The 18,509-nt window shown below is 71.1% G+C and carries 19 protein-coding genes; 2 read left to right on the forward strand and 17 right to left on the reverse strand.

All coding sequences use genetic code 11. The features are described 5' to 3' along the window. Positions 1 to 262: 262 nt before the first annotated feature. Complete coding sequence (locus tag AC07BF_RS07105) at positions 263 to 655, reverse strand: SCO5389 family protein (RefSeq protein WP_063347790.1); 393 nt, start codon at positions 653 to 655, stop codon at positions 263 to 265. A 480-nt stretch (positions 656 to 1,135) separates the two neighbouring features. On the opposite strand from AC07BF_RS07105, the gene nucS reads away from it, so the two are divergent. Then, the gene (gene nucS / locus AC07BF_RS07110; RefSeq protein WP_280676005.1) at positions 1,136 to 1,795 is read left to right on the forward strand and encodes an endonuclease NucS; all 660 of its coding nucleotides are present in this window, start codon (positions 1,136 to 1,138) and stop codon (positions 1,793 to 1,795) included. Between the two features lie 4 nt (positions 1,796 to 1,799). Here the strand turns inward: nucS and AC07BF_RS07115 are convergent, their stop codons facing one another. From AC07BF_RS07115 to AC07BF_RS07135, 5 genes are all read right to left on the reverse strand, one after another. Further along, positions 1,800 to 4,184 carry a P-loop NTPase family protein gene (locus tag AC07BF_RS07115; protein ID WP_478317272.1) on the reverse strand — a complete coding sequence of 795 codons (2,385 nt, stop codon included), beginning with the start codon at positions 4,182 to 4,184 and terminating at the stop codon, positions 1,800 to 1,802. 314 nt (positions 4,185 to 4,498) lie between these two features. Next, positions 4,499 to 4,819 (reverse strand): STAS domain-containing protein, encoded by a 321-nt coding sequence (locus AC07BF_RS07120; protein ID WP_363582008.1) that lies wholly within the window; start codon positions 4,817 to 4,819, stop codon positions 4,499 to 4,501. Positions 4,820 to 5,207: 388 nt separating this feature from the next. Continuing rightward, entirely contained in the window at positions 5,208 to 6,077 is an 870-nt protein-coding gene (locus AC07BF_RS07125) for a 3-hydroxyacyl-CoA dehydrogenase family protein (protein WP_400988539.1), read from the reverse strand. A gap of 245 nt (positions 6,078 to 6,322) precedes the next feature. Beyond that, positions 6,323 to 6,973 (reverse strand): response regulator transcription factor, encoded by a 651-nt coding sequence (locus tag AC07BF_RS07130; RefSeq protein WP_350879592.1) that lies wholly within the window; start codon positions 6,971 to 6,973, stop codon positions 6,323 to 6,325. After that, complete coding sequence (locus AC07BF_RS07135; protein ID WP_400988541.1) at positions 6,970 to 8,172, reverse strand: sensor histidine kinase; 1,203 nt, start codon at positions 8,170 to 8,172, stop codon at positions 6,970 to 6,972. Before AC07BF_RS07135 ends, AC07BF_RS07130 begins: the two co-directional genes overlap by 4 nt. A gap of 156 nt (positions 8,173 to 8,328) precedes the next feature. On the opposite strand from AC07BF_RS07135, the gene AC07BF_RS07140 reads away from it, so the two are divergent. Beyond that, positions 8,329 to 8,931, forward strand: coding sequence for a hypothetical protein (locus AC07BF_RS07140; protein ID WP_363582004.1), 603 nt, complete (start codon positions 8,329 to 8,331; stop codon positions 8,929 to 8,931). Positions 8,932 to 8,959: 28 nt separating this feature from the next. Here AC07BF_RS07140 and AC07BF_RS07145 read toward each other — a convergent pair whose 3' ends face one another. From AC07BF_RS07145 to AC07BF_RS07195, 11 genes are all read right to left on the reverse strand, one after another. Continuing rightward, complete coding sequence (locus tag AC07BF_RS07145) at positions 8,960 to 9,532, reverse strand: cob(I)yrinic acid a,c-diamide adenosyltransferase (RefSeq protein WP_363582002.1); 573 nt, start codon at positions 9,530 to 9,532, stop codon at positions 8,960 to 8,962. A 148-nt stretch (positions 9,533 to 9,680) separates the two neighbouring features. Then, a complete protein-coding gene (locus AC07BF_RS07150) occupies positions 9,681 to 10,181 on the reverse strand; it encodes a DUF2550 domain-containing protein (RefSeq protein ID WP_063347798.1) in 501 nt (166 codons plus the stop codon). A gap of 149 nt (positions 10,182 to 10,330) precedes the next feature. Next, positions 10,331 to 10,714 (reverse strand): F0F1 ATP synthase subunit epsilon, encoded by a 384-nt coding sequence (locus tag AC07BF_RS07155; protein ID WP_363582000.1) that lies wholly within the window; start codon positions 10,712 to 10,714, stop codon positions 10,331 to 10,333. Between the two features lie 182 nt (positions 10,715 to 10,896). Beyond that, entirely contained in the window at positions 10,897 to 12,342 is a 1,446-nt protein-coding gene (gene atpD / locus AC07BF_RS07160) for a F0F1 ATP synthase subunit beta (RefSeq protein ID WP_363581998.1), read from the reverse strand. Between the two features lie 2 nt (positions 12,343 to 12,344). Next, positions 12,345 to 13,259 carry a F0F1 ATP synthase subunit gamma gene (locus AC07BF_RS07165; RefSeq protein ID WP_400988544.1) on the reverse strand — a complete coding sequence of 305 codons (915 nt, stop codon included), beginning with the start codon at positions 13,257 to 13,259 and terminating at the stop codon, positions 12,345 to 12,347. A 32-nt stretch (positions 13,260 to 13,291) separates the two neighbouring features. Continuing rightward, a complete protein-coding gene (gene atpA, locus AC07BF_RS07170; protein ID WP_363581994.1) occupies positions 13,292 to 14,866 on the reverse strand; it encodes a F0F1 ATP synthase subunit alpha in 1,575 nt (524 codons plus the stop codon). Positions 14,867 to 15,027: 161 nt separating this feature from the next. After that, positions 15,028 to 15,843: a F0F1 ATP synthase subunit delta gene (locus AC07BF_RS07175; protein ID WP_363581992.1), complete on the reverse strand. Its 816-nt coding sequence runs from the start codon at positions 15,841 to 15,843 to the stop codon at positions 15,028 to 15,030. Continuing rightward, positions 15,840 to 16,397 (reverse strand): F0F1 ATP synthase subunit B, encoded by a 558-nt coding sequence (locus tag AC07BF_RS07180; protein ID WP_363581990.1) that lies wholly within the window; start codon positions 16,395 to 16,397, stop codon positions 15,840 to 15,842. The genes AC07BF_RS07175 and AC07BF_RS07180 overlap by 4 nt, the downstream gene beginning before the upstream one ends. A gap of 34 nt (positions 16,398 to 16,431) precedes the next feature. Continuing rightward, on the reverse strand, positions 16,432 to 16,668 hold the full coding sequence (gene atpE, locus AC07BF_RS07185) for an ATP synthase F0 subunit C (RefSeq protein ID WP_350879602.1): 237 nt from the start codon (positions 16,666 to 16,668) through the stop codon (positions 16,432 to 16,434). A 93-nt stretch (positions 16,669 to 16,761) separates the two neighbouring features. Next, positions 16,762 to 17,577 carry a F0F1 ATP synthase subunit A gene (atpB, locus tag AC07BF_RS07190; protein WP_350879603.1) on the reverse strand — a complete coding sequence of 272 codons (816 nt, stop codon included), beginning with the start codon at positions 17,575 to 17,577 and terminating at the stop codon, positions 16,762 to 16,764. A gap of 285 nt (positions 17,578 to 17,862) precedes the next feature. Beyond that, a complete protein-coding gene (locus AC07BF_RS07195) occupies positions 17,863 to 18,306 on the reverse strand; it encodes a Cg1360 family ATP-synthase-associated protein (protein WP_371517123.1) in 444 nt (147 codons plus the stop codon). Positions 18,307 to 18,509 lie beyond the last annotated feature (203 nt).

Consider the following 18,509-nt stretch of genomic DNA (forward strand, 5'->3'; position numbering starts at 1 on the left):
CCCGGTCCGGGCCGCCGCCCCTCCCCCCGCACCGGGGGACGGGGGCGGCCCGACGACCTTCCGGGCCGCTAGGTCCTATCCGGTCGATCTTGGCGGATCAGCCCGCGGCGTTGGGCGCCCGGCTGGGCGTGCGCCCGGATCGCCCTCGTACTGGGCGTACTTGGGCGATTCGGGCGTGCGTCCAGGCGGGATGTCCGGCGTCGCGGGCCCGGCAAGGTCGGCCGGACAGGACCTAGGGCCCGGCATCGGCGGTGCTGCCGGGTCAGCAGTCCCGCAGCTCCTCGGACTGGTTGAGCAGCTGCTCCCGGACCGAGGTGAAGCGTGCGTGCCGTGCCTCGTTGGCGTCCGACGGCAGGAAGACCGCCACCCGGTGACAGTTCTGGAAGGCCAGCCGCACCCCGAAGTGCCGCTGCAGGGCCCCCCGGATGGCGTCGCTGGCGAGGGCCCGCAGGAGCTGGCCGCGGGCCTGCTCGCTGGGCGGCGGTACCTGGTTGTCGGCGAAGTCGGTACCGTCGACCTTCGCCTGGGCGACCAGCGAGCTGATCAGGTCCCAGGCGTACGGCAGCGAGACGCGGACGCAGTCGACGAATTCCCGCTCGTCGACCTCGCCCCGCTCGGCCTTTTCCAGCAGGGCCGGTGAGACGTCGAGCGACATGGATTCTCCTCTCGCGGTCCACCCGCGCGGCGCCCGGGTGGTCGTGCGTAGTCCAAGCTCACAGTGAGGGTGGGCGGATCGCGCGTGGTGTCCGGAACGCCGTGGAACGGGCGTTTTTGACACCCCGCGAAGGCGGCGGCACCACGGGACGTGACGTCCCGGACACCGACCGCGCTCGGAACAGCGTGGCAGTCAACGGCGGGACGGGCCGGTCATTCCTGTGGATTGCTTCGGAAATACGCGGCGGTGCACCACATTGGCCGGATCCCGTCGGATCGTTCATCTGAAGTCTCCGTCCCCGTTGACAGCGATCCCGCACGCGTGCCGTCACGTACGGTAGCGACCCCAGGACGTGGGCGCCAGACCGCGACGGGAGGTGAGCGGAATTGCCGAGCCTCCATGTTCGCGGGGTTCCCGGTTTCTTCACCCGGTCGTCGTGGAATCGCATCAACTGGCCCCGGTGGGCTAGCGTGGTCGACCGTGCGTCTCGTAATTGCCCGCTGCTCAGTCGACTATGCCGGTCGGCTCTCCGCCCATCTGCCCTCCGCCACCAGGCTCATCCTGGTCAAGGCCGACGGCAGCGTCAGCATCCACGCCGACGACCGCGCCTACAAGCCGCTCAACTGGATGTCCCCGCCGTGCGCGCTCAAGGAGGCGGACGGGGTCTGGACGGTGGAGAACAAGGCCGGCGAGAAGCTCATCATCACGCTGGAGGAGGTGCTGCACGACTCCTCCCACGAACTCGGGGTGGACCCGGGCCTGATCAAGGACGGCGTCGAGGCGCACCTCCAGGAGCTGCTCGCGGACCGGATGGAGGTGCTCGGCGCCGGCTGGTCCCTGATCCGCCGCGAGTACCCCACCGCGATCGGCCCGGTCGACATCCTCTGCCGCGACTCGGACGGTGCCACGGTGGCCGTCGAGATCAAGCGCCGCGGTGAGATCGACGGCGTCGAGCAGCTCACCCGCTACCTCGAACTCCTCAACCGGGACCCACTGTTGGCCCCGGTCAAGGGCATCTTCGCCGCCCAGGAGATCAAGCCCCAGGCCCGCGTGCTGGCCACCGACCGGGGCATCGGCTGCGTGGTGCTGGACTACGACGAGCTGCGCGGCATCGACGACGACAAGCTCAAGCTGTTCTGACCGGTCAGCTCGCGGACGGCGAGGGCGTCGGCGGCGGAGGACTGGACGTCCCGGTCGCGGGGCCCGTGGCGGGCGGCTGGGTGGTCGCGGTCGCCGAGGGCGACGTGGTCGACGGCTTCGGCGGGGGCGGCGTGCTGGCGCCTCCGCCAGGCTGAGTGCCCCCGGAGTTGCCACCGCTGCCGCCGCCGGTGCCGCCACCACTGCCGCCGCCGCTGCCACCCTGCGGCGGGCCGGACTGCTGGGCCGGCGGCTGCGACTGTCCCGGTGCGGGCGGCTGCGACTGCTGCGCCTGCTCGGTGGCCCCCGCGGTCTCGCTCGGCCCACGGCTCGGCTTCTTCGACGCGCTCGGCGAGTGCGAGGCGCCACCGCTCGCCGACGGTTCCGGGCTGGTCCCGCCCGCCGCCGCACCGCCCCCCGCGTCCGTCCCCGGCGCTCCCGTCCCTGACACCCCCGTACCGGTGGCACCGGCCCCGGCGGTCGGGCCACCGACGTGCGGGGACGGGAGCGGCCCGCCCTGCCCGCCGTCGGGGTCGTCGAGCCGGGTGTGCGGGTCGTTGCCCGGGTGCTGCTCCGGACCGGTGGCGCTCATCGCCACCGCCGTCCCGAGCGCCCCGAGCGCGAGGACGGCCGCCGACGCGGCGATCACCCGACGCCTGGTCCCGGAGCGCAGGCTGGACGGCACCTTGGCTATCGCGCGGATGACGGGCCGCCGCACGGGCGCCGGCCCGGGGGACGCCGCGGGCGGCAGCTGCCGCCCGTCGGCACGCAGCAGGTCCAGCATCCGGCCGGCTGCCGCGACGCCGCGCTGCTCGCCGGCGGCGGACCGCAGGGTGAGCGCCGTCTCCAGCTCGGCCATCGCCCGGGACGGCTCCCGGACGCAGAACGCGTGCACGCCCGCCTCGTGGTGGAACCAGGCCTGGTCGGTGCCGGAGCCCGTCCGGCGGGCCGCCTCCAGCCCCAGCTCCAGGACCCTCTCCCAGGCGCCCCAGCGCAGCGCCAGCGCCAGCGCGGGCGCGGCCGCCCGGGCCAGGCGCACGACGGCGTCGTGCCGGCCGGCCGCCCGGTCCGCGACCAGCACGCCGACCACGACCTCCGCCTCGGCCGCGACCTGTTCCAGCGACACCGAGCTGTGCCCGACCCACCAGGCGAAGTGCTGGGCGGCGCCGTCCAGGCAGCCGCGGGCCGGCCAGTGCGGGGCGAGCAGGTCCAGCACCCCGGCGGTCAGCCGGTGGTGCCCGCCGATGGACACCGCCAGCCCGGCGTCGGCGAGTTCGGCGAGGGCGCTCTCGCCCTGGCCGACGTCGATCAGCGCAGGCAGGTGCGGCGCGGTGGGACACTCGCCGCCGAGCGCGACGGCGAGCCTCAGGACGGCCTGGGCGGGCTCGCTCAGCCCCTCCGCGAGCCGGACGGCGGGTGAGGCGGTCTCGGCGACGGACGGCAGCGGGACGGTGCGGCGCAGCGCGTTCTCGCGGACGGCCGGATCGGGGTCGTGGACGGGCTCCTCGACCGCGCCGAAGACCCCCATCCGGTCCTCCTCGGCGGCGACCAGCGCGTCCACCGCCACGTCCCGCTGGCGCAGCAGCGCGGCGGCCTGGACGAAGCGCAGCGGCAGCCCCTCGGACTCGAACCAGAGGTCGACCGCCCAGGCCTTCTCCTCAACGTCCAGCGGCCGCCCGGCCTGGCGGGCGGCGAGGGCGAGGCAGGCGGAGCGGGAGAGCCCGGCGACCAGGTGGTCCTGCAAGCGGGAGCCGGGTGACAGCGCCGGGCTCCCGGGGGCGGCGGAGATCAGGAAGGCGCAGCCGGGGGCGAGGGCGAGCAGGTCCTCCAGCTCGGCGCCGGACTGCTCCGCGCCGTCGACGACCACGATCGCGCCGACCTCGGCGAGGTGCACGGCCAGCTGGCCCGGGTCGGGCCGGTAGCCGGGGGCGTGGTGGGTGGCCGCGAAGAGGTCCTGGAGCAGGTCGGCGGCGGTGCGGCGGTGCCCGCAGAGCTGGACGACGCCGCCGGGGGCGAGGTCGGCGGCGGCCTCGGCGACGGCCGACAGCAGCGCGCTGCGGCCCGAGCCGGCCTGGCCGACCAGGCGTATCGAGCGGCCCTCGGCGAGCAGGCCGAGGAGTTCGGCGACGTCGGCCTCGCGGTCGAGCAGCGGCAGGTCGGCGGGCCCGGCACCGAGGGCGAGCGGGCCGACCGCGCGGCCGACGCCGCCGACCGGGCCCCGGGCGGGCTCGCTGCGCTCGATCCGGCGCGGGCGGGGCCGCCACTCCTCGGGACAGGGCCTGACCTCGGAGCCGTCCGGGGCGCCGACGCCGACCAGCAGGGCGCCGGAGACGAGTTCGCCGCCTCGGGTGCGGGCGGCCTCCTGCCGGAACTCCCCGGTTGGCTGTGCCACGTTCTGCTCCGCATCCTGCTCGGCCGCCGGCGTCCCGCGCCGGCCGGCTGACGTCTCGGTCGCGGCCGCGCGCGGGCTGGGGGCAGCTGGCTGGGGCGGCCGTCATCTGACGGGCAGACTCTTGCACATCCGGGCCCGCCCGCGCAGGGGCGGCCCGGTCGGGGGCCGGGCGACGGCCGATCAGAGCCCGGTCGGGGCCCGGACGACGGCTGATCAGAGCCAGGTCGGGGGCCGGACGAAGAGCGGGCGGGGAACGAACGAAGGCAGGGAACGAACGAGCACCGGGGCCGGACGGGGGCAGGAGCGGCCAGGCCCTAGAGGGCGATCCCGTGGGCCTCGGTGACGCCGTCCACGGCCAGGATGCGGTGCAGCTTGGTGGCCACCAGCAGCCGCTGGAGCTGGGCCGGGACGGAGCGCAGCACCAGCCGCCGGCCGATCCGGCCGGCCCTGCGGTGGGTGCCCATGATCACGCCGAGGCCGGTGGCGTCCCAGAACTCCAGCCGGGCGAGGTCGAGCACGAGGTCGCCGAGGCCGCCGTCCACGGCCTGGTGCAGCCGGGCGCGCGCATCGGCGGCGGTGCGCACGTCGAGGCGGCCTTCGATGGCCAGCGCCCTGTGGTCGCCGGTGATGCGCATGCTCTCCTCCTTCGCCTGACCGGTCCGGTACGGGGGTGGTCCGACCCGGCCGTGCCGGGGCGGGGGGTGGGGGTGTCCATCCGGGCGGGCCGTGGCCCCTCGCCCGGGTCCGGTCGCAGCCTCGTCGTGCTGGGCCGGGTCTCCCTCTTCTGACGGCGAACCAGCAGCGCAGGTTGCTGGTTCCGGCCAGATCTGAAGCAACTTCACTCGTCCGAGGGAATATACGCAGTCAGTCTCCACACCTACGCTCGATTACCGCCCAAATCACCCGTCTGCGGCACCTGGCGTGAGGAAACTCACCCGCCCCCGAGCGGGCGGGCCGTACGGTGTTCCGCCGCACGGCCCGCCCGGTCGCCGGGCGTCGTCGTTCACCCGTTCCGGCGGGGGCTCACTTGCCCTCGTACGGGTAGAAGCCGCGGCCGCTCTTGCGGCCGAGGTCGCCGGCGGTGACCATGCGCGCCATGATCTCCGGGGCGGCGAACTTCTCGTCCTGGGTCTCGTCGTAGATGTTGCGGGCGGCGTGCAGCAGGATGTCCACGCCGGTCAGGTCGGCGGTCTCCAGCGGGCCCATCGGGTGGCCGAAGCCGAGGCGGCAGGCGGTGTCGATGTCCTCGGCGGTGGCGACGCCCGACTCGTACAGCTTGGCGGCCTCGACGACCAGCGCGGTGATCAGGCGGGTGGTGACGAAGCCGGCCACGTCCCGGTTGACCACCACGACGTCCTTGCCGACGCCCTCGGCGAAGGCGCGGGCGGCGGCCAGGGTCTCGTCGCTGGTCTTGTAGCCGCGGACCAGCTCGACGAGCTGCATCAGCGGCACCGGCGAGAAGAAGTGCACGCCGACGACCGACTCGGGGCGCCGGGTGGCGGCGGCGATCCGGGTGATCGGGATGGCGGAGGTGTTGGAGGCCAGCACCGCGCCGTCCTTGGCGAGCTTGTCGAGCTCCCGGAAGACGCCCTCCTTGACCTCGAACTGCTCGAACACGGCCTCGACCACGATGTCGGCCTCGGCGACGGCGCCCAGGTCGGTGGTGGTGGTGATCCGGCCCAGCGCGGCCTCGGCGTCCTCGGCGCTCAGCCGGCCCTTGGCGACGAACTTCGCGTAGGAGGCGCGGATGCCCGCGAGACCGCGCTGCAGGGCCTCCTCCGTGACGTCCCGCAGCACCACCGGGTGGCCGGCCTGCGCGGACACCTGGGCGATGCCGGCGCCCATCAGGCCGGCACCGATCACGGCGATCTGCTTGCTGGACGCATTGCTCATGGCTGGGTCTCCCGATGCCGTCGCCGCCCTGGGGCGGGCCCTGAAGGCGGCTCAGGGCAGGGGTCACCGCCGGAGAGCCGCGTCGCTCGTTGCCGGGACTCTAATGCCCAATCCGGCCCCGTGGTGTCAATCGGGAGTGTGATCTGCGCCCGACCTGGTCGGGCGACCCAGACCCGCCGTGACCAGCCGATCAGACCGGCCGATCGGACCATCTGACCGGACCGGCCGACCGGACCGTCAGACGCTCAGACGGTCAGCCCGAGGTCCTGCGCCAGGATCGCCGCCTGCACCCGGTTGCGCAGCCGCAGCTTCGCCAGGATCCGGCTGACGTGCGTCTTGGTGGTCGCCTCCGCCATCTCCAGCCGGGCCGCGATCTCCCCGTTGGACAGCCCGGCCCCGATGCAGGCCAGCACCTCCCGCTCACGCGGGGTCAGTCCGGCCACCGCCTCCCTGGCTTCCGGCCCGACCGCCCGGTCCGGCCGGGCGAAGGCGCCGATCAGCCGCCTGGTCACCGAGGGCGCCAGCATGCCGTCCCCGCGCGCCACCGTCCGGACGCCCTCGACCAGGGTGTCCGCCTCCAGGTCCTTGAGCAGGAACCCGGCCGCGCCGGCCCGCAGCGCGCCGTAGACGTACTCGTCCAGGTCGAAGGTGGTCAGCACCAGCACCTGGCCGGCCCCGGCGGCGACCACCTGCCGGGTCGCCGAGACGCCGTCCAGCCGGGGCATCTGCACGTCCATCAGCACCACGTCGGGCCGCAGCTCCAGCGCCAGCCGGACGGCCTCCTCGCCGTCGGCGGCCTGCCCGACCACCTCGATGTCCGGCTCGGCCCGCAGGATCATCACCAGCGCCGCCCGTACCGCCGCCTGGTCCTCGGCCACCAGCACCCGGATCGTCATGCCCCTGCCCCGCTCTCCCGCCCGCGCGGCAGTACCGCGCGCACGCTCCAGTAGTCGTTCCGCGGCCCCGCCTCGAAGCTGCCGCCGAGCAGCCCGGCCCGCTCCGCCATGCCGACCAGCCCGGCCCGGGCGCCGGGCAGTTCGCGGCCCGGTCCGTGCCGGTACGGGCTGTCGACGGCGATCCGCAGTTCCTCGGGGCCGAACTCCATCCGCACGCTGACCAGTCCGGGCCCGGCGTGCTTGAGCGCGTTGGTCAGCGACTCCTGGACGATCCGGTACGCGGCCAGCCGGACCGGCACCGGGACCTCCCCGCGCTCGCCCCGCTCGGCGAGTTCGAAGTCCAGCCCGACGTCCTGGCCGGCCGCCCGGGCCTTGGCCAGCAGGGCGTCCACGGCGGCCAGGTCGGGCGCCGCGTACGACTCGTCCGCCTCTCCCCCGCCGCTGTCGCGCAGCAGTCCGATCATGCGGCGCATTTCGGCCAAACCCTGGACGCTGCTCTCCCGGATCACCGCCAGCACCTCCACCAGCGGGTCGTCCCCGGCCAGCCGACGGCGCCGGGCGACGGACTGCGCGCCGGTCGCGTGGATCGCGATCGCCGACAGGTGGTTGGCCACCACGTCGTGCAACTCCCGTGCCATCCTCGCGCGTTCGGCGACGACGGCCTCACGCCGGTCCATCTCCGAGAGCAGCGCGGTCTGTTCGGCCCGCAGCCGCTCGCTCACCGCCCGGTCGCGGTGCTTGCGGACCACGTCCCCGGTCCAGACCGGCGCCAGGTAGATCAGGACGGTGAGCACCACCACCGCCACCGCGTTCGAGGCGTCGCTGTAGATCAGCACCAGGGTGGACAGCACCAGCACCGAACCCGTGCCGGTCAGGTGCAGGATCCGGGACATCCTCGGGGTCCCGTAGAGCACCGCCGCGTAGAGCAGGTCGGTGTACATCAGGCTGGTCGCCAGCAGGGCGCCGGTGAAGATGCTGTACCCGAAGGCGAGCCCGCCCAGCGTCGTGGTGAGCACCGGCCTGGTCCGGCGGAACAGCTCCAGCACCGCCATGACCAGCAGCGCCGGCACCACCGCCCCGCGCGGGATCCGCGAGGAGTTGTCGTAGACCTGGAGCGCGATCAGCAGCGCTCCGCCGAGCAGACCGAGCAGGGCGATCCCCCGGTCCTCCTGGCGCGGGGTGAGGGTCGGTCTCAGCACACCTCCATCTCACCATCCCCGGGCGCCGCCCGGCTCCGGTCCCCGGAGGAGCCGCCGTACATCGAAAGGTGCAGGCCGGGACGGCACCCGGCGACGACGACGCGGCCACGCCCGCGCGCCAGGCTGGAGGCACCGCCGACCGCCCGGGAGCACAACGTGATCGTCACCCTCATCGTCGCGGCCGAGATCTCCTTCTGGATCCTGCTCGGCCTCGGTCTCACCGCCCGCTACCTGCTGCGGTGGCGCCGCACCAGCACCGCCCTGCTGGTCGGCCTGCCGGCGGTGGACCTCACCCTGTACGTGCTCACCGTGCTCGACCTGCGCGGCGGCGCCGCCGCGAGCTGGACGCACGCCCTCGCGGCGAGCTACGCGGGCTTCTCGATCGGGTACGGGCCCTCCCTGGTCCGCTGGGCCGACCGGCACTTCATGTACCGCTTCGCCGGCGGCCCCAAGCCGCCGCGCTCACCGAAGTACGGCCTGGCGCGGTCCCGGTACGAGTGGCAGATCTGCCGCCGCACGGTGGTCTCGGCCGCGATCACACTGAGCCTGATCACCCTGCTGGTGCCGCTGTCGGGAGGCTCCGCACACTTCGGCACCTTCCTCCAGTGGTACCTCAAGCTGGGCATCGCCGCCGTGGTCAACGTGGTCATCGCCGTCAGCTACACGCTCTGGCCGAAGCAGCCGCCGGCCGGCGAGCAGGACGCGGACGACCCGATCGCCGAGCAGCCCGTCGCCGGCGTCCCGGAGAAGCGGCTCTGAGGGGCTTGCCGGCGGTTCTGAGGGACCGCTAGCGGTTCTCGCCCGGCACCCAGAGCACGTCGCCGCGCTCCTTGTTGGCCGCCCGGGCCAGGATGAACAGCAGGTCGGAGAGCCGGTTGAGGTACTTCGCGGTCAGCGGGTTGACGCTGTCCCCGTACTCCGCGATCGCCGCCCAGGTGGCCCGCTCGGCCCGCCGCACCACCGTGCAGGCCAGGTGCAGGTAGGCCGCGCCGGGCGTACCGCCGGGCAGGATGAAGCTGCGCAGCTTCTCCAACTGCTCCAGGTAGTGGTCGCAGTCCCCCTCCAGCCGGTCGACGTACGACGGCAGCACCCGCAGCGGCGGGTACTTCGGGTCCTCGACCACCGGCGTGGACAGGTCCGCGCCGACGTCGAACAGGTCGTTCTGGATCCGGACGAGCACCGTGACGATGTCCTCGGGCAGCGATCCGGCGGCGACGGCCACGCCGATCGCCGCGTTCGCCTCGTTGGTGTCGGCGTACGCGACCAGGCGGGGATCGGTCTTGGTGGTCCGGCTCATGTCACCTAGCGCGGTGGTGCCGTCGTCGCCGGTGCGGGTGTAGATGCGCGTCAGATTCACCATGCGGCCAGCGTAGCCGGACGGGTTAGGCGGCGTTAACCCCGAGCGGGACCAGCCCTACCCGGCGTTGTCCCCGAGGGTCTCGCCGCTACGCGACGTTGACCTCCCCCAGCCTCCGGCCGGGGGTACCCCCACCCCGAGGGTCCCGCCGCTACGCGACGTTGACCCTCTGCCCGGGCGGGGCGGCCTCCAGCCAGGCGAGGAAGCCGGTGAGCGCGTCCTCGCTCATCGCCAGCTCCAGCGGCTCCCCGTTGTGCAGGCAGCGCAGCACCACCGAGCCGGAGAGCAGGGCGAGCTCCTCCTGGCCCTCCGGGTAGCGCCGGCCGAGCACCTCGATCTCCCGGCGCGGCAGCACCCTGCGCGGGCGCGGGGCGTACGAGAAGACCCGGAACCACTCGATCGAGTCACCGCTGTAGCGGCCGATACCAAAAACCCACCCCTTGCCGTCGGTCTGGGGGACCGGGGCCGAGGTGGGTTTGCCGTTCTCGTCGAGGTCGGGCTGCGTCGAGGCGTCGGCGGGCATTTTGAGTCGGTAACTGCAGTCGAACGTGCCGCCGACCCGCTGGATCAGGCGGCGTCGTACCGCGAACGCCACCAGGCCGATCACACCCAGCGCCACGACCGCCGCACACACCACAAGCGCGAGGACCATGCTCACCTACCTCCTCGCTACCCGCGTTCCCCGTATCGGTCGTATCAAGCGACCGCGTTGACCTACCAACTACGACGACAGTCCCGGGGTCACGCTCACGCGTCCCCGGGACCGTCGGTCGACCCCGCTGAACCAGGGTCTTGGCGCACTCAGACGTGGGCCTTGAGGCCGCGCGCCGCGAACAGGCGGACCTCGGCGCGCCGCTCGGCGTGCTCGTCCAGGCCCGACTTGGCCTTCTCCAGCGCGCGCTCGGCACGGGCGACGTCGATCTCGTCCGCCAGCTCGGCGATCTCCGCGAGCAGAGACAGCTTGTTGTCGGCGAAGGAGATGAAGCCGCCGTGCACCGCGGCGATCACGGTGCCGCCGTCCGCCGTGCGAATGGTGACCGGACCGGTCTCCAGCACGCTCAGCACCGGGGTGTGACCCGGCATGATGCCGGTGTCGCCGGAGGCCGTACGGGCGACGACGATGGTGGCCGCACCGGACCACACCTTGCGGTCGGCTGCGACCAGCTCGACGTGCAGCTCAGCCAACGTGGGCTCCTAGGCTCATGCAACCCCCGATTACTCGGGAGTTTCGGTAAGAATAACGGCCGCGCGCCTCCGGCATGAAACCGGCGGCACGGATTTGACCGGAATCACAGCCGATGCGACGCGAGGGGTGGTCCCGGGCTCGGGGCCACCCCTCACGGTCACTCAGCTGCTACCGGCCGCGACTACTTCTTCGCCAGCTCGGCGGCGTTCTTCTCGAGGTCCTCGATGCCACCGCACATGAAGAAGGCCTGCTCCGGGATGGAGTCGTACTTGCCGTCCGCGATCGCGTTGAAGGCCTCGATGGTCTCCGACAGCGGCACGGTCGAACCCTCGACACCGGTGAACTGCTTCGCCACGTAGGTGTTCTGCGAGAGGAAGCGCTCGATGCGACGGGCACGGTGGACCGTGACCTTGTCCTCCTCGGACAGCTCGTCGATACCGAGGATCGCGATGATGTCCTGGAGGTCCTTGTACTTCTGCAGGATCCCCTTGATACGGAGGGCCGTGTCGTAGTGGGTCTGCGCGATGTACCGCGGGTCGAGGATGCGGGACGTGGAGTCCAGCGGGTCGACGGCCGGGTAGATGCCCTTCTCCGAGATCGGGCGCGACAGAACGGTCGTCGCGTCCAGGTGGGCGAAGGTGGTGGCCGGGGCCGGGTCGGTCAGGTCGTCCGCGGGGACGTAGATCGCCTGCATCGAGGTGATCGAGTGACCGCGGGTCGAGGTGATGCGCTCCTGGAGGAGGCCCATCTCGTCGGCCAGGTTCGGCTGGTAGCCCACCGCGGAGGGCATGCGGCCGAGCAGGGTCGACACCTCGGAACCGGCCTGGGTGAACCGGAAGATGTTGTCGATGAAGAGGAGCACGTCCTGCTTCTCGACGTCACGGAAGTACTCCGCCATGGTCAGCGCGGAGAGCGCGACGCGCAGACGGGTGCCCGGCGGCTCGTCCATCTGGCCGAAGACCAGCGCGGTCTTGTCCAGAACGCCCGAGTCGACCATCTCGTCGATGAGGTCGTTGCCCTCACGGGTGCGCTCGCCGACGCCGGCGAACACCGACACACCACCGAAGTTCTCGGCGACGCGGTAGATCATCTCCTGGATCAGAACGGTCTTGCCGACACCGGCACCACCGAACAGACCGATCTTGCCACCCTGGACGTACGGGGTGAGGAGGTCGATGACCTTGATGCCGGTCTCGAACATCTCGGTCTTGGACTCGAGGTCCTTGAACTCCGGCGCCTTGCGGTGGATCGGCCAGCGGACCTCGACCTGCTGGTCGAACTCCTTCTGGTCCACGTTCAGCACGTCGCCGAGGGCGTTGAAGACCTTGCCCTTGGTGATCTGGCCGACGGGCACCGAGATGGCGGCACCGGTGTCGGTGACCTGGGTGCCACGGACCAGACCGTCGGTCGGCTGCATCGAGATGCCGCGGACCATGCCGTCGCCCAGGTGCTGGGCGACCTCGAGGGTCAGGGTCTTCTTGCCCGAGCCGTCGGGGTTCTCCGCCTCGACGTGCAGGGCGTTGAACATGTTCGGAATAGCGTCGACGGGGAACTCCACGTCGACGACCGGGCCGATGACCCGCGCGACGCGGCCCGTCGCCGTGGTCGGCTCAACAGTGGTGGTCATTCTCATTCGCTCCCGCGGCTAGCGTCGGCGAGGGCGTTGGCACCGCCGACGATCTCGCTGATTTCCTGGGTGATCTCGGCCTGACGGGCCGAGTTGGCAAGCCGCGTGAGCGACTTGATGAGCTCGCCGGCGTTGTCCGTCGCGCTCTTCATCGCGCGTCGGCGGGCGGCGTGCTCGGAGGCGGCCGACTGCAGCAGCGCGTTGTAGATCCGGCTCTCGACGTACCGCGGCAGCAGCGCGTCCAGCACGCCCTCCGCCGACGGCTCGAAGTCGTACAGCGGGAAGATCTCCGCCTTGGCCGGCTGGTCGTCGCTGAGCTGGACCTCGTCCAGCTTCAGCGGCAGCAGCCGGGCCCCGACCGCGTTCTGCGTCAGCATCGACACGAACTTGGTCGAGATCAGGTGGAGTTCGTCCACGCCGCCCGTCTCGGCCGTGAAGGCCTCGATCAGGTCGGCCGCCACGGTCTTCGCGTCCCCGTAGGTCGGCTTGTCCGAGAAGCCCGTCCACGACTCCGCGATGTCGAAGCCGCGGAACGTGTAGTACGAGACGCCCTTGCGACCGACGATGTACGTCACCACGTCCTTGCCCTCGGCCCGCAGACGCTCGCTGAGCGACTGCGCGGCCTTGATGGCGTTGGTCGAGTAACCGCCCGCCAGGCCGCGGTCCGCCGTGATCAGCAGGACGGCGGCGCGCGAGGCGCTCGGGTTCTCGGTGGTGAGCGGGTGCTTGGCGTTGGACCGGGTGGCCACCGCCGTCACCGCACGGGTGAGCTCATCGGCGTACGGAGTGGAGGCGGCCACCGCGCGCTGCGCCTTGACGATGCGCGACGCGGAGATCATCTCCATCGCCTTGGTGATCTTCTTCGTCGCGGTGACAGAGCGGATCCGGCGCTTGTAGACCCGAAGCTGTGCTCCCATGGGTCGTTACGTCCTTTCCCTCGCTACCGGACTCAGGCCTGCTCGGAGAGCAGCTTGCCGTCAGCGGTCTGGTAGCCCTGCTTGAACGCGTCGATGGCGCTGGTCAGCGCGTCGACGGTGCCCTCGGCGAGCAGACCGGTCTCGACGATGCCCGCGAGCAGGTCCTTGTGCTGGAGGCGCACGTGGTCCAGGAACTCGCGCTCGAAGCGGCGGATCTCGGCGACCGGGACGTCGTCCAGCTTGCCGGTGGTGCCGGCCCAGATGGAGACGACCTGCTCCTCGACCGGGAACGGCTGGTACTGACCCTGCTTCAGCAGCTCGACCATGCGCGCACCGCGCTCCAGCTGGGCCTTGGAGGCCGCGTCCAGGTCGGAACCGAAGGCGGCGAAGGCCTCCAGCTCGCGGTACTGGGCGAGGTCCAGACGCAGACGGCCGGCGACCGAACGCATGGCCTTGATCTGGGCGGAGCCACCGACGCGGGAGACCGAGATACCGACGTTCACGGCCGGGCGGATGCCGGCGTTGAACAGGTCGGACTCCAGGAAGCACTGGCCGTCGGTGATGGAGATGACGTTGGTCGGGATGTACGCCGAGACGTCGTTGGCCTTGGTCTCGATGATCGGCAGACCGGTCATCGAGCCGCCGCCCAGGGCGTCGTTCAGCTTGGCGCAACGCTCCAGCAGGCGGGAGTGCAGGTAGAAGACGTCGCCCGGGTAGGCCTCGCGGCCCGGCGGACGGCGCAGCAGCAGCGACACGGAGCGGTAGGCCTCGGCCTGCTTCGACAGGTCGTCGAAGATGATCAGGACGTGCTTGCCGTCGTACATCCACTCCTGGCCGATGGCCGAACCGGTGTACGGGGCGAGGTACTTGAAGCCGGCCGGGTCGGAGGCGGGAGCAGCCACGATGGTGGTGTACTCCAGCGCGCCGGCCTCCTCCAGGGCGCCGCGGACGGACGCGATGGTGGAGCCCTTCTGGCCCACGGCGACGTAGATGCAGCGGACCTGCTTCTCCGGGTCGCCCGAGCGCCAGTTGTCGCGCTGGTTGATGATCGTGTCGACGGCCACCGCGGTCTTGCCGGTCTGGCGGTCACCGATGATCAGCTGACGCTGGCCACGGCCGATCGGGGTCATCGAGTCGATGGCCTTGATGCCGGTCTGCAGCGGCTGCTTGACCGACTTGCGGGCCATGACGCCGGGGGCCTGCAGCTCCAGGGCGCGGCGACCGCTGGAGGCGATGTCGCCCAGACCGTCGATCGGGTTGCCCAGCGGGTCCACGACGCGGCCGAGGTAGCCGTCGCCGACCGGAACCGAGAGGACCTCGCCGGTGCGGCGCACGGTCTGGCCCTCTTCGATGCCACCGAACTCACCGAGGATGACGACACCGATCTCGCGGGTGTCGAGGTTCAGCGCGAGGCCGAGCGTGCCGTCCTCGAACCTCAGCAGCTCGTTCGCCATGACCGAGGGCAGGCCCTCGACATGCGCGATGCCGTCCGCCGCGTCAGTGACCGTGCCGACCTCTTCCACAGAAGCGGCGTCCGGCTGGTACGACTGGACAAAGTCGGCCAGCGCGTCCCGGATCTCCTCCGGACGGATCGTAAGCTCCGCCATCAGGCTTCCCTGCTCTCCTAGTTTGCGATCCTCGGCCCGCCATTGAGGGCCGCAAGTATTCGACTCTCGGCCGGGTCTGCCGAACCGGCCGTCCGATGTGCCGGCTCCTTGGGGAGCCGGTTTCCCGACCGAGGGTCGGATGTGCTGCTGCTTCGGTGTGCTCAGCCTTCGAGCGACTGGCGAGCGCCTTCGAGGCGGCTCGACACGGTGCCGTCGATGATCTCGTCGCCGACCTGCACCCGGACACCGCCGACGACCTCGGGGTCGACGTCGATGTTCAGGTGGACCTGGCGGCCGTACATCCGGCCCAGAGCACCGGACAGGCGCTCCTTCTGGGTGTCCGACAGCGGCACCGCGGTGGTGACCAGGGCCACCACGCGGCCGCGGCGTGCGGCGGCGAGCTTCGAGTAGGACTCCAGGCCCTGCTCCAGGCTACGGCCACGCGGCGCGTTGACGATGGCCGTGACCAGCCGGACGGTGCCCGCGTGGGCGCGGCCACCGAGCAGCTTCTTGATCAGCGCGGCCTTCGCGGCGGTGCCAGCCTTCGGCTCGGTCAGCGCGGCGCGCAGCTCGTGCGAGCCGCCCACCACCCGGCTGAACCGGAACAGCTCGTCCTCAACGTCGTCCAGGGCGCCTGCCCTGTCCGCCGCGATGACCTCGGCGTACGCGGCCAGCTCCTCGGTCCCGTCCACCAGGTCGCGCGAGCCCGACCAGCGGGAGCGGACCAGACCGGAGACGAGGTCGACGGTCTCGCCGGAGACCTGACCGGTCAGCAGCGAGGAGACCAGCTGGGCCTTGTCCTGACCCGACCGGGACGGGTCGGTCAGGACACGGCGCAGCGACACCTCACGGTCCAGCACGGCCGTGACGGCGGTGAGCTCCTCGGCGAGCTTGGCCGCGTCCACCGAGGTGGAGTCGGTCAGGCTCTCCAGGTTCTGCCGGCCGGCGGCGAGGGCCTCGCGGCTGGCGCCGATCACTTGGCCGCACCCTGAGCAACGGCGGCCTTGGCCTCCAGCTCGTCCAGGAAACGGTCGATCACGCCGCTCTGCCGAGCGCTGTCCTCGAGGGACTCGCCCACGATGCGGGAAGCCAGCTGGGAGGCCAGCGAACCCACGTCCTGGCGCAGGACGGCAGTCGCCTGCTTCTTGTCGGCCTCGATCTGCGCGTGGCCGGCGGCGACGATGGCCTCGCGCTGACGCTGGCCCTCCTCGCGCATCTCGGTGAGCTGGGCAGCGCCCTGCTCGCGAGCCTGCTCGACGATGCGGGCAGCCTCGTGACGCGCCTCGGCGAGCTCGGCGCGGTACTGCTCAAGCAGGGCCTGGGCCTCCGCCTGAGCGGCCTCGGCGCGCTCCATGCCGCCCTCGATGGCGTCCCGACGCTCCGACAGCACCTTCTCGATGCTGGGGAGGAGCTTCTTGCCGAGGAGACCGAAGACGATGAAGAAGCAGAGCAGGCCGATGATGATCTCGGGCCACGCGGGGAGGAGAGGGTTCATCTTCTCCTCGGCCGCGAGCGTAACCGCGATGCTCATATCTGGACCTTCCTCGAATGGGTCTGCGGCAGGATTACTTGTTGCCGAAGACGAACGGCATGACGATGCCGATGAGGGCGAGCGCCTCGGTCAGCGCGAAGCCGATGAACATGTTGGAGCGGATCAGGCCGGCAGCCTCGGGCTGACGGGCCATGGCCTGGACACCGTTGCCGAAGATCAGACCGACGCCGATGCCGGGGCCGATCGCGGCGAGGCCGTAGCCGATGGAGGCGACGGAACCGTAGACGTTGCCCTCAGCGAGGATGCTCATTGACGTTGTCCTTTGCAGGGGTGGTGAACCGGTGGTGATTGGCCACCGGGCAATCCGGAGAGGTTGGTTCAGGGAGGGCCGAAGCCCCCTGGCTCAGTGCGCCTCTTCGAGGGCACCGGCGATGTAGCTGCTGGCCAGCATCACGAAGATGTAGGCCTGCAGGAACTGGACCAGCAGCTCGAAGGCGGTCAGCGCGACGGCGACGATGAACGAGGCCGAGCCGTAGAGCGCACCCAGGGTCGGGCTGAGCAGGTACCAGGAGGCGATGGAGAACATCACGATCAGCAGGTGGCCGGCGAACATGTTCGCGAAGGCTCGGACCGCGAGCGTGAAGGGGCGCACGAAGATGTTCGAGAAGAACTCGATCGGCACCAGGATGAACATGACCCAGCCGGGGATGCCCGAGGGCCAGCAGAGGTTCTTCAGACCGCCGACGAAGCCGTGCTTCTTGAAGGTCAGCGTCATGTAGGTGATCCACACGACCGCAGCGAGGCCGGCCGGGAACGCGATCGCCGCCGAGACGGGGAACTGCGCGAAGGGGATGATCGACATGATGTTCATCAGCCAGATGAAGAAGAACATCGAGACGAGCATCGGGACGTACTTCTCGCCCTTCTTGCCGATCGTCTCCAGCACGATGGAGCGCTTGACGAAGTCGTAGCCGATCTCGCCGACGAGCTGCAGCTTGCCGGGGACCAGGCGCGGCTTGGCGAAGGCGGCCCAGAAGAAGACGACGACCAGCAGCGCAACGATGACCGACAGCAGCATCGGCTTGTTGAACTCGATACTGCCGATCGAGAAGATCGGCTTGAACTGGAACTCGTTCAGACCCGGGGCCGGGAAGCCGCAGCCAGCGTCCCCGAAGTGGCAACTGCCTGAGGCGAGGAACGTGAGCTGATCAGCACTCACCACGGACTCCTTCGTCGTGACGCATGGTTACGGCAACCTCGGTGTGTCGGCGTGGCCTGCGGCCACGGAGCGGCACTGGAACTTGATGGGTTTCTCGCGGATCCCGCGCGCCGGTGCGCCGCACCACAGCGGGATCATCGAAGACTGCGCGGATCCGGGGGGCGATCCGTCCGCTGTTCGGACAGACCTGGCCGCTTCCCGTACTCCGTTGTTGCGACGGACGATAGCAGTCCGTCAGTGCGGCATAAACACCGCCCCCCTCGTTGGGGGGACAGCCAGGGCTCGTCACTGTTGACGCCCCGAGTCGGAGGGCTTGTCGCCCTTGTTTTCGGAGGCGTCGGGGTCGACGTAGAAGGTCTTGGCCTTCAGCGCACCGCGCACCTGGAACCCCGTCCAGATCAGCGCGCAACCGAGCAGGGTGAAGGCGAAGGCCTGCCGGTTGAAGAGCTCGGTGTTCTTGAAGACCGCCAACACGATGCCGACCAGCAGGATCTGCGTGGTGTACACGAGCAGCGCCGCGGCCATCATGATGTGCGGGTTCGACCTGGTCAGCCGGTCGAGCGCGACCTGGCCGAAGCTGAAGAAGGCCATCACCAGGAGTGCGCCGAAGAGGGCGCCGAGCAGCCCCTTCCCACCGGCGACGGCGAACGAGATCGCCATGGCGATGATCCCGGCGGCCGCAGTGGGAATCGCGGCGCCTCGGAGGATCCGGGCGTCGGTGGACGGCATGTCGGCAGCTCCGGCGGCATGTCGATGTGACGGGGGACGGGGCACAGAAGGTGGTGGGTGACACCGGACCGAGAGGCCGCCGCCCGGGCCGCCCGCTGGAGCGGCGGGCCCGTCGAGGGAGACCGACCAGGGACGGAAGTCCTCCACCTGTCAGGTCTTTCGGCGTGTTCTCGGTACTCGTGAACGGTATCACAAACTATTTG

Source organism: Kitasatospora sp. NPDC043950, assembly GCF_056435345.1.

Bases quoted from the DNA above. Each gene is read 5' to 3' on its own strand.
- atpE (WP_350879602.1), bottom strand. From the start codon at position 16,668: ATGAGCATCCTCGCTGAGGGCAACGTCTACGGTTCCGTCGCCTCCATC.
- AC07BF_RS07130 (WP_350879592.1), bottom strand. From the start codon at position 6,973: ATGACGATCCGGGTGCTGGTGGCCGAGGACCAGGCGGCGGTACGGGCG.
- AC07BF_RS07145 (WP_363582002.1), bottom strand. From the start codon at position 9,532: ATGGTGAATCTGACGCGCATCTACACCCGCACCGGCGACGACGGCACC.
- atpD (WP_363581998.1), bottom strand. From the start codon at position 12,342: ATGACCACCACTGTTGAGCCGACCACGGCGACGGGCCGCGTCGCGCGG.
- AC07BF_RS07150 (WP_063347798.1), bottom strand. From the start codon at position 10,181: ATGGTCCTCGCGCTTGTGGTGTGTGCGGCGGTCGTGGCGCTGGGTGTG.
- AC07BF_RS07120 (WP_363582008.1), bottom strand. From the start codon at position 4,819: ATGCGCATCACCGGCGACCACAGGGCGCTGGCCATCGAAGGCCGCCTC.
- atpA (WP_363581994.1), bottom strand. From the start codon at position 14,866: ATGGCGGAGCTTACGATCCGTCCGGAGGAGATCCGGGACGCGCTGGCC.
- AC07BF_RS07195 (WP_371517123.1), bottom strand. From the start codon at position 18,306: ATGCCGTCCACCGACGCCCGGATCCTCCGAGGCGCCGCGATTCCCACT.
- AC07BF_RS07180 (WP_363581990.1), bottom strand. From the start codon at position 16,397: ATGAGCATCGCGGTTACGCTCGCGGCCGAGGAGAAGATGAACCCTCTC.
- AC07BF_RS07125 (WP_400988539.1), bottom strand. From the start codon at position 6,077: ATGAGCAATGCGTCCAGCAAGCAGATCGCCGTGATCGGTGCCGGCCTG.
- AC07BF_RS07165 (WP_400988544.1), bottom strand. From the start codon at position 13,259: ATGGGAGCACAGCTTCGGGTCTACAAGCGCCGGATCCGCTCTGTCACC.
- AC07BF_RS07105 (WP_063347790.1), bottom strand. From the start codon at position 655: ATGTCGCTCGACGTCTCACCGGCCCTGCTGGAAAAGGCCGAGCGGGGC.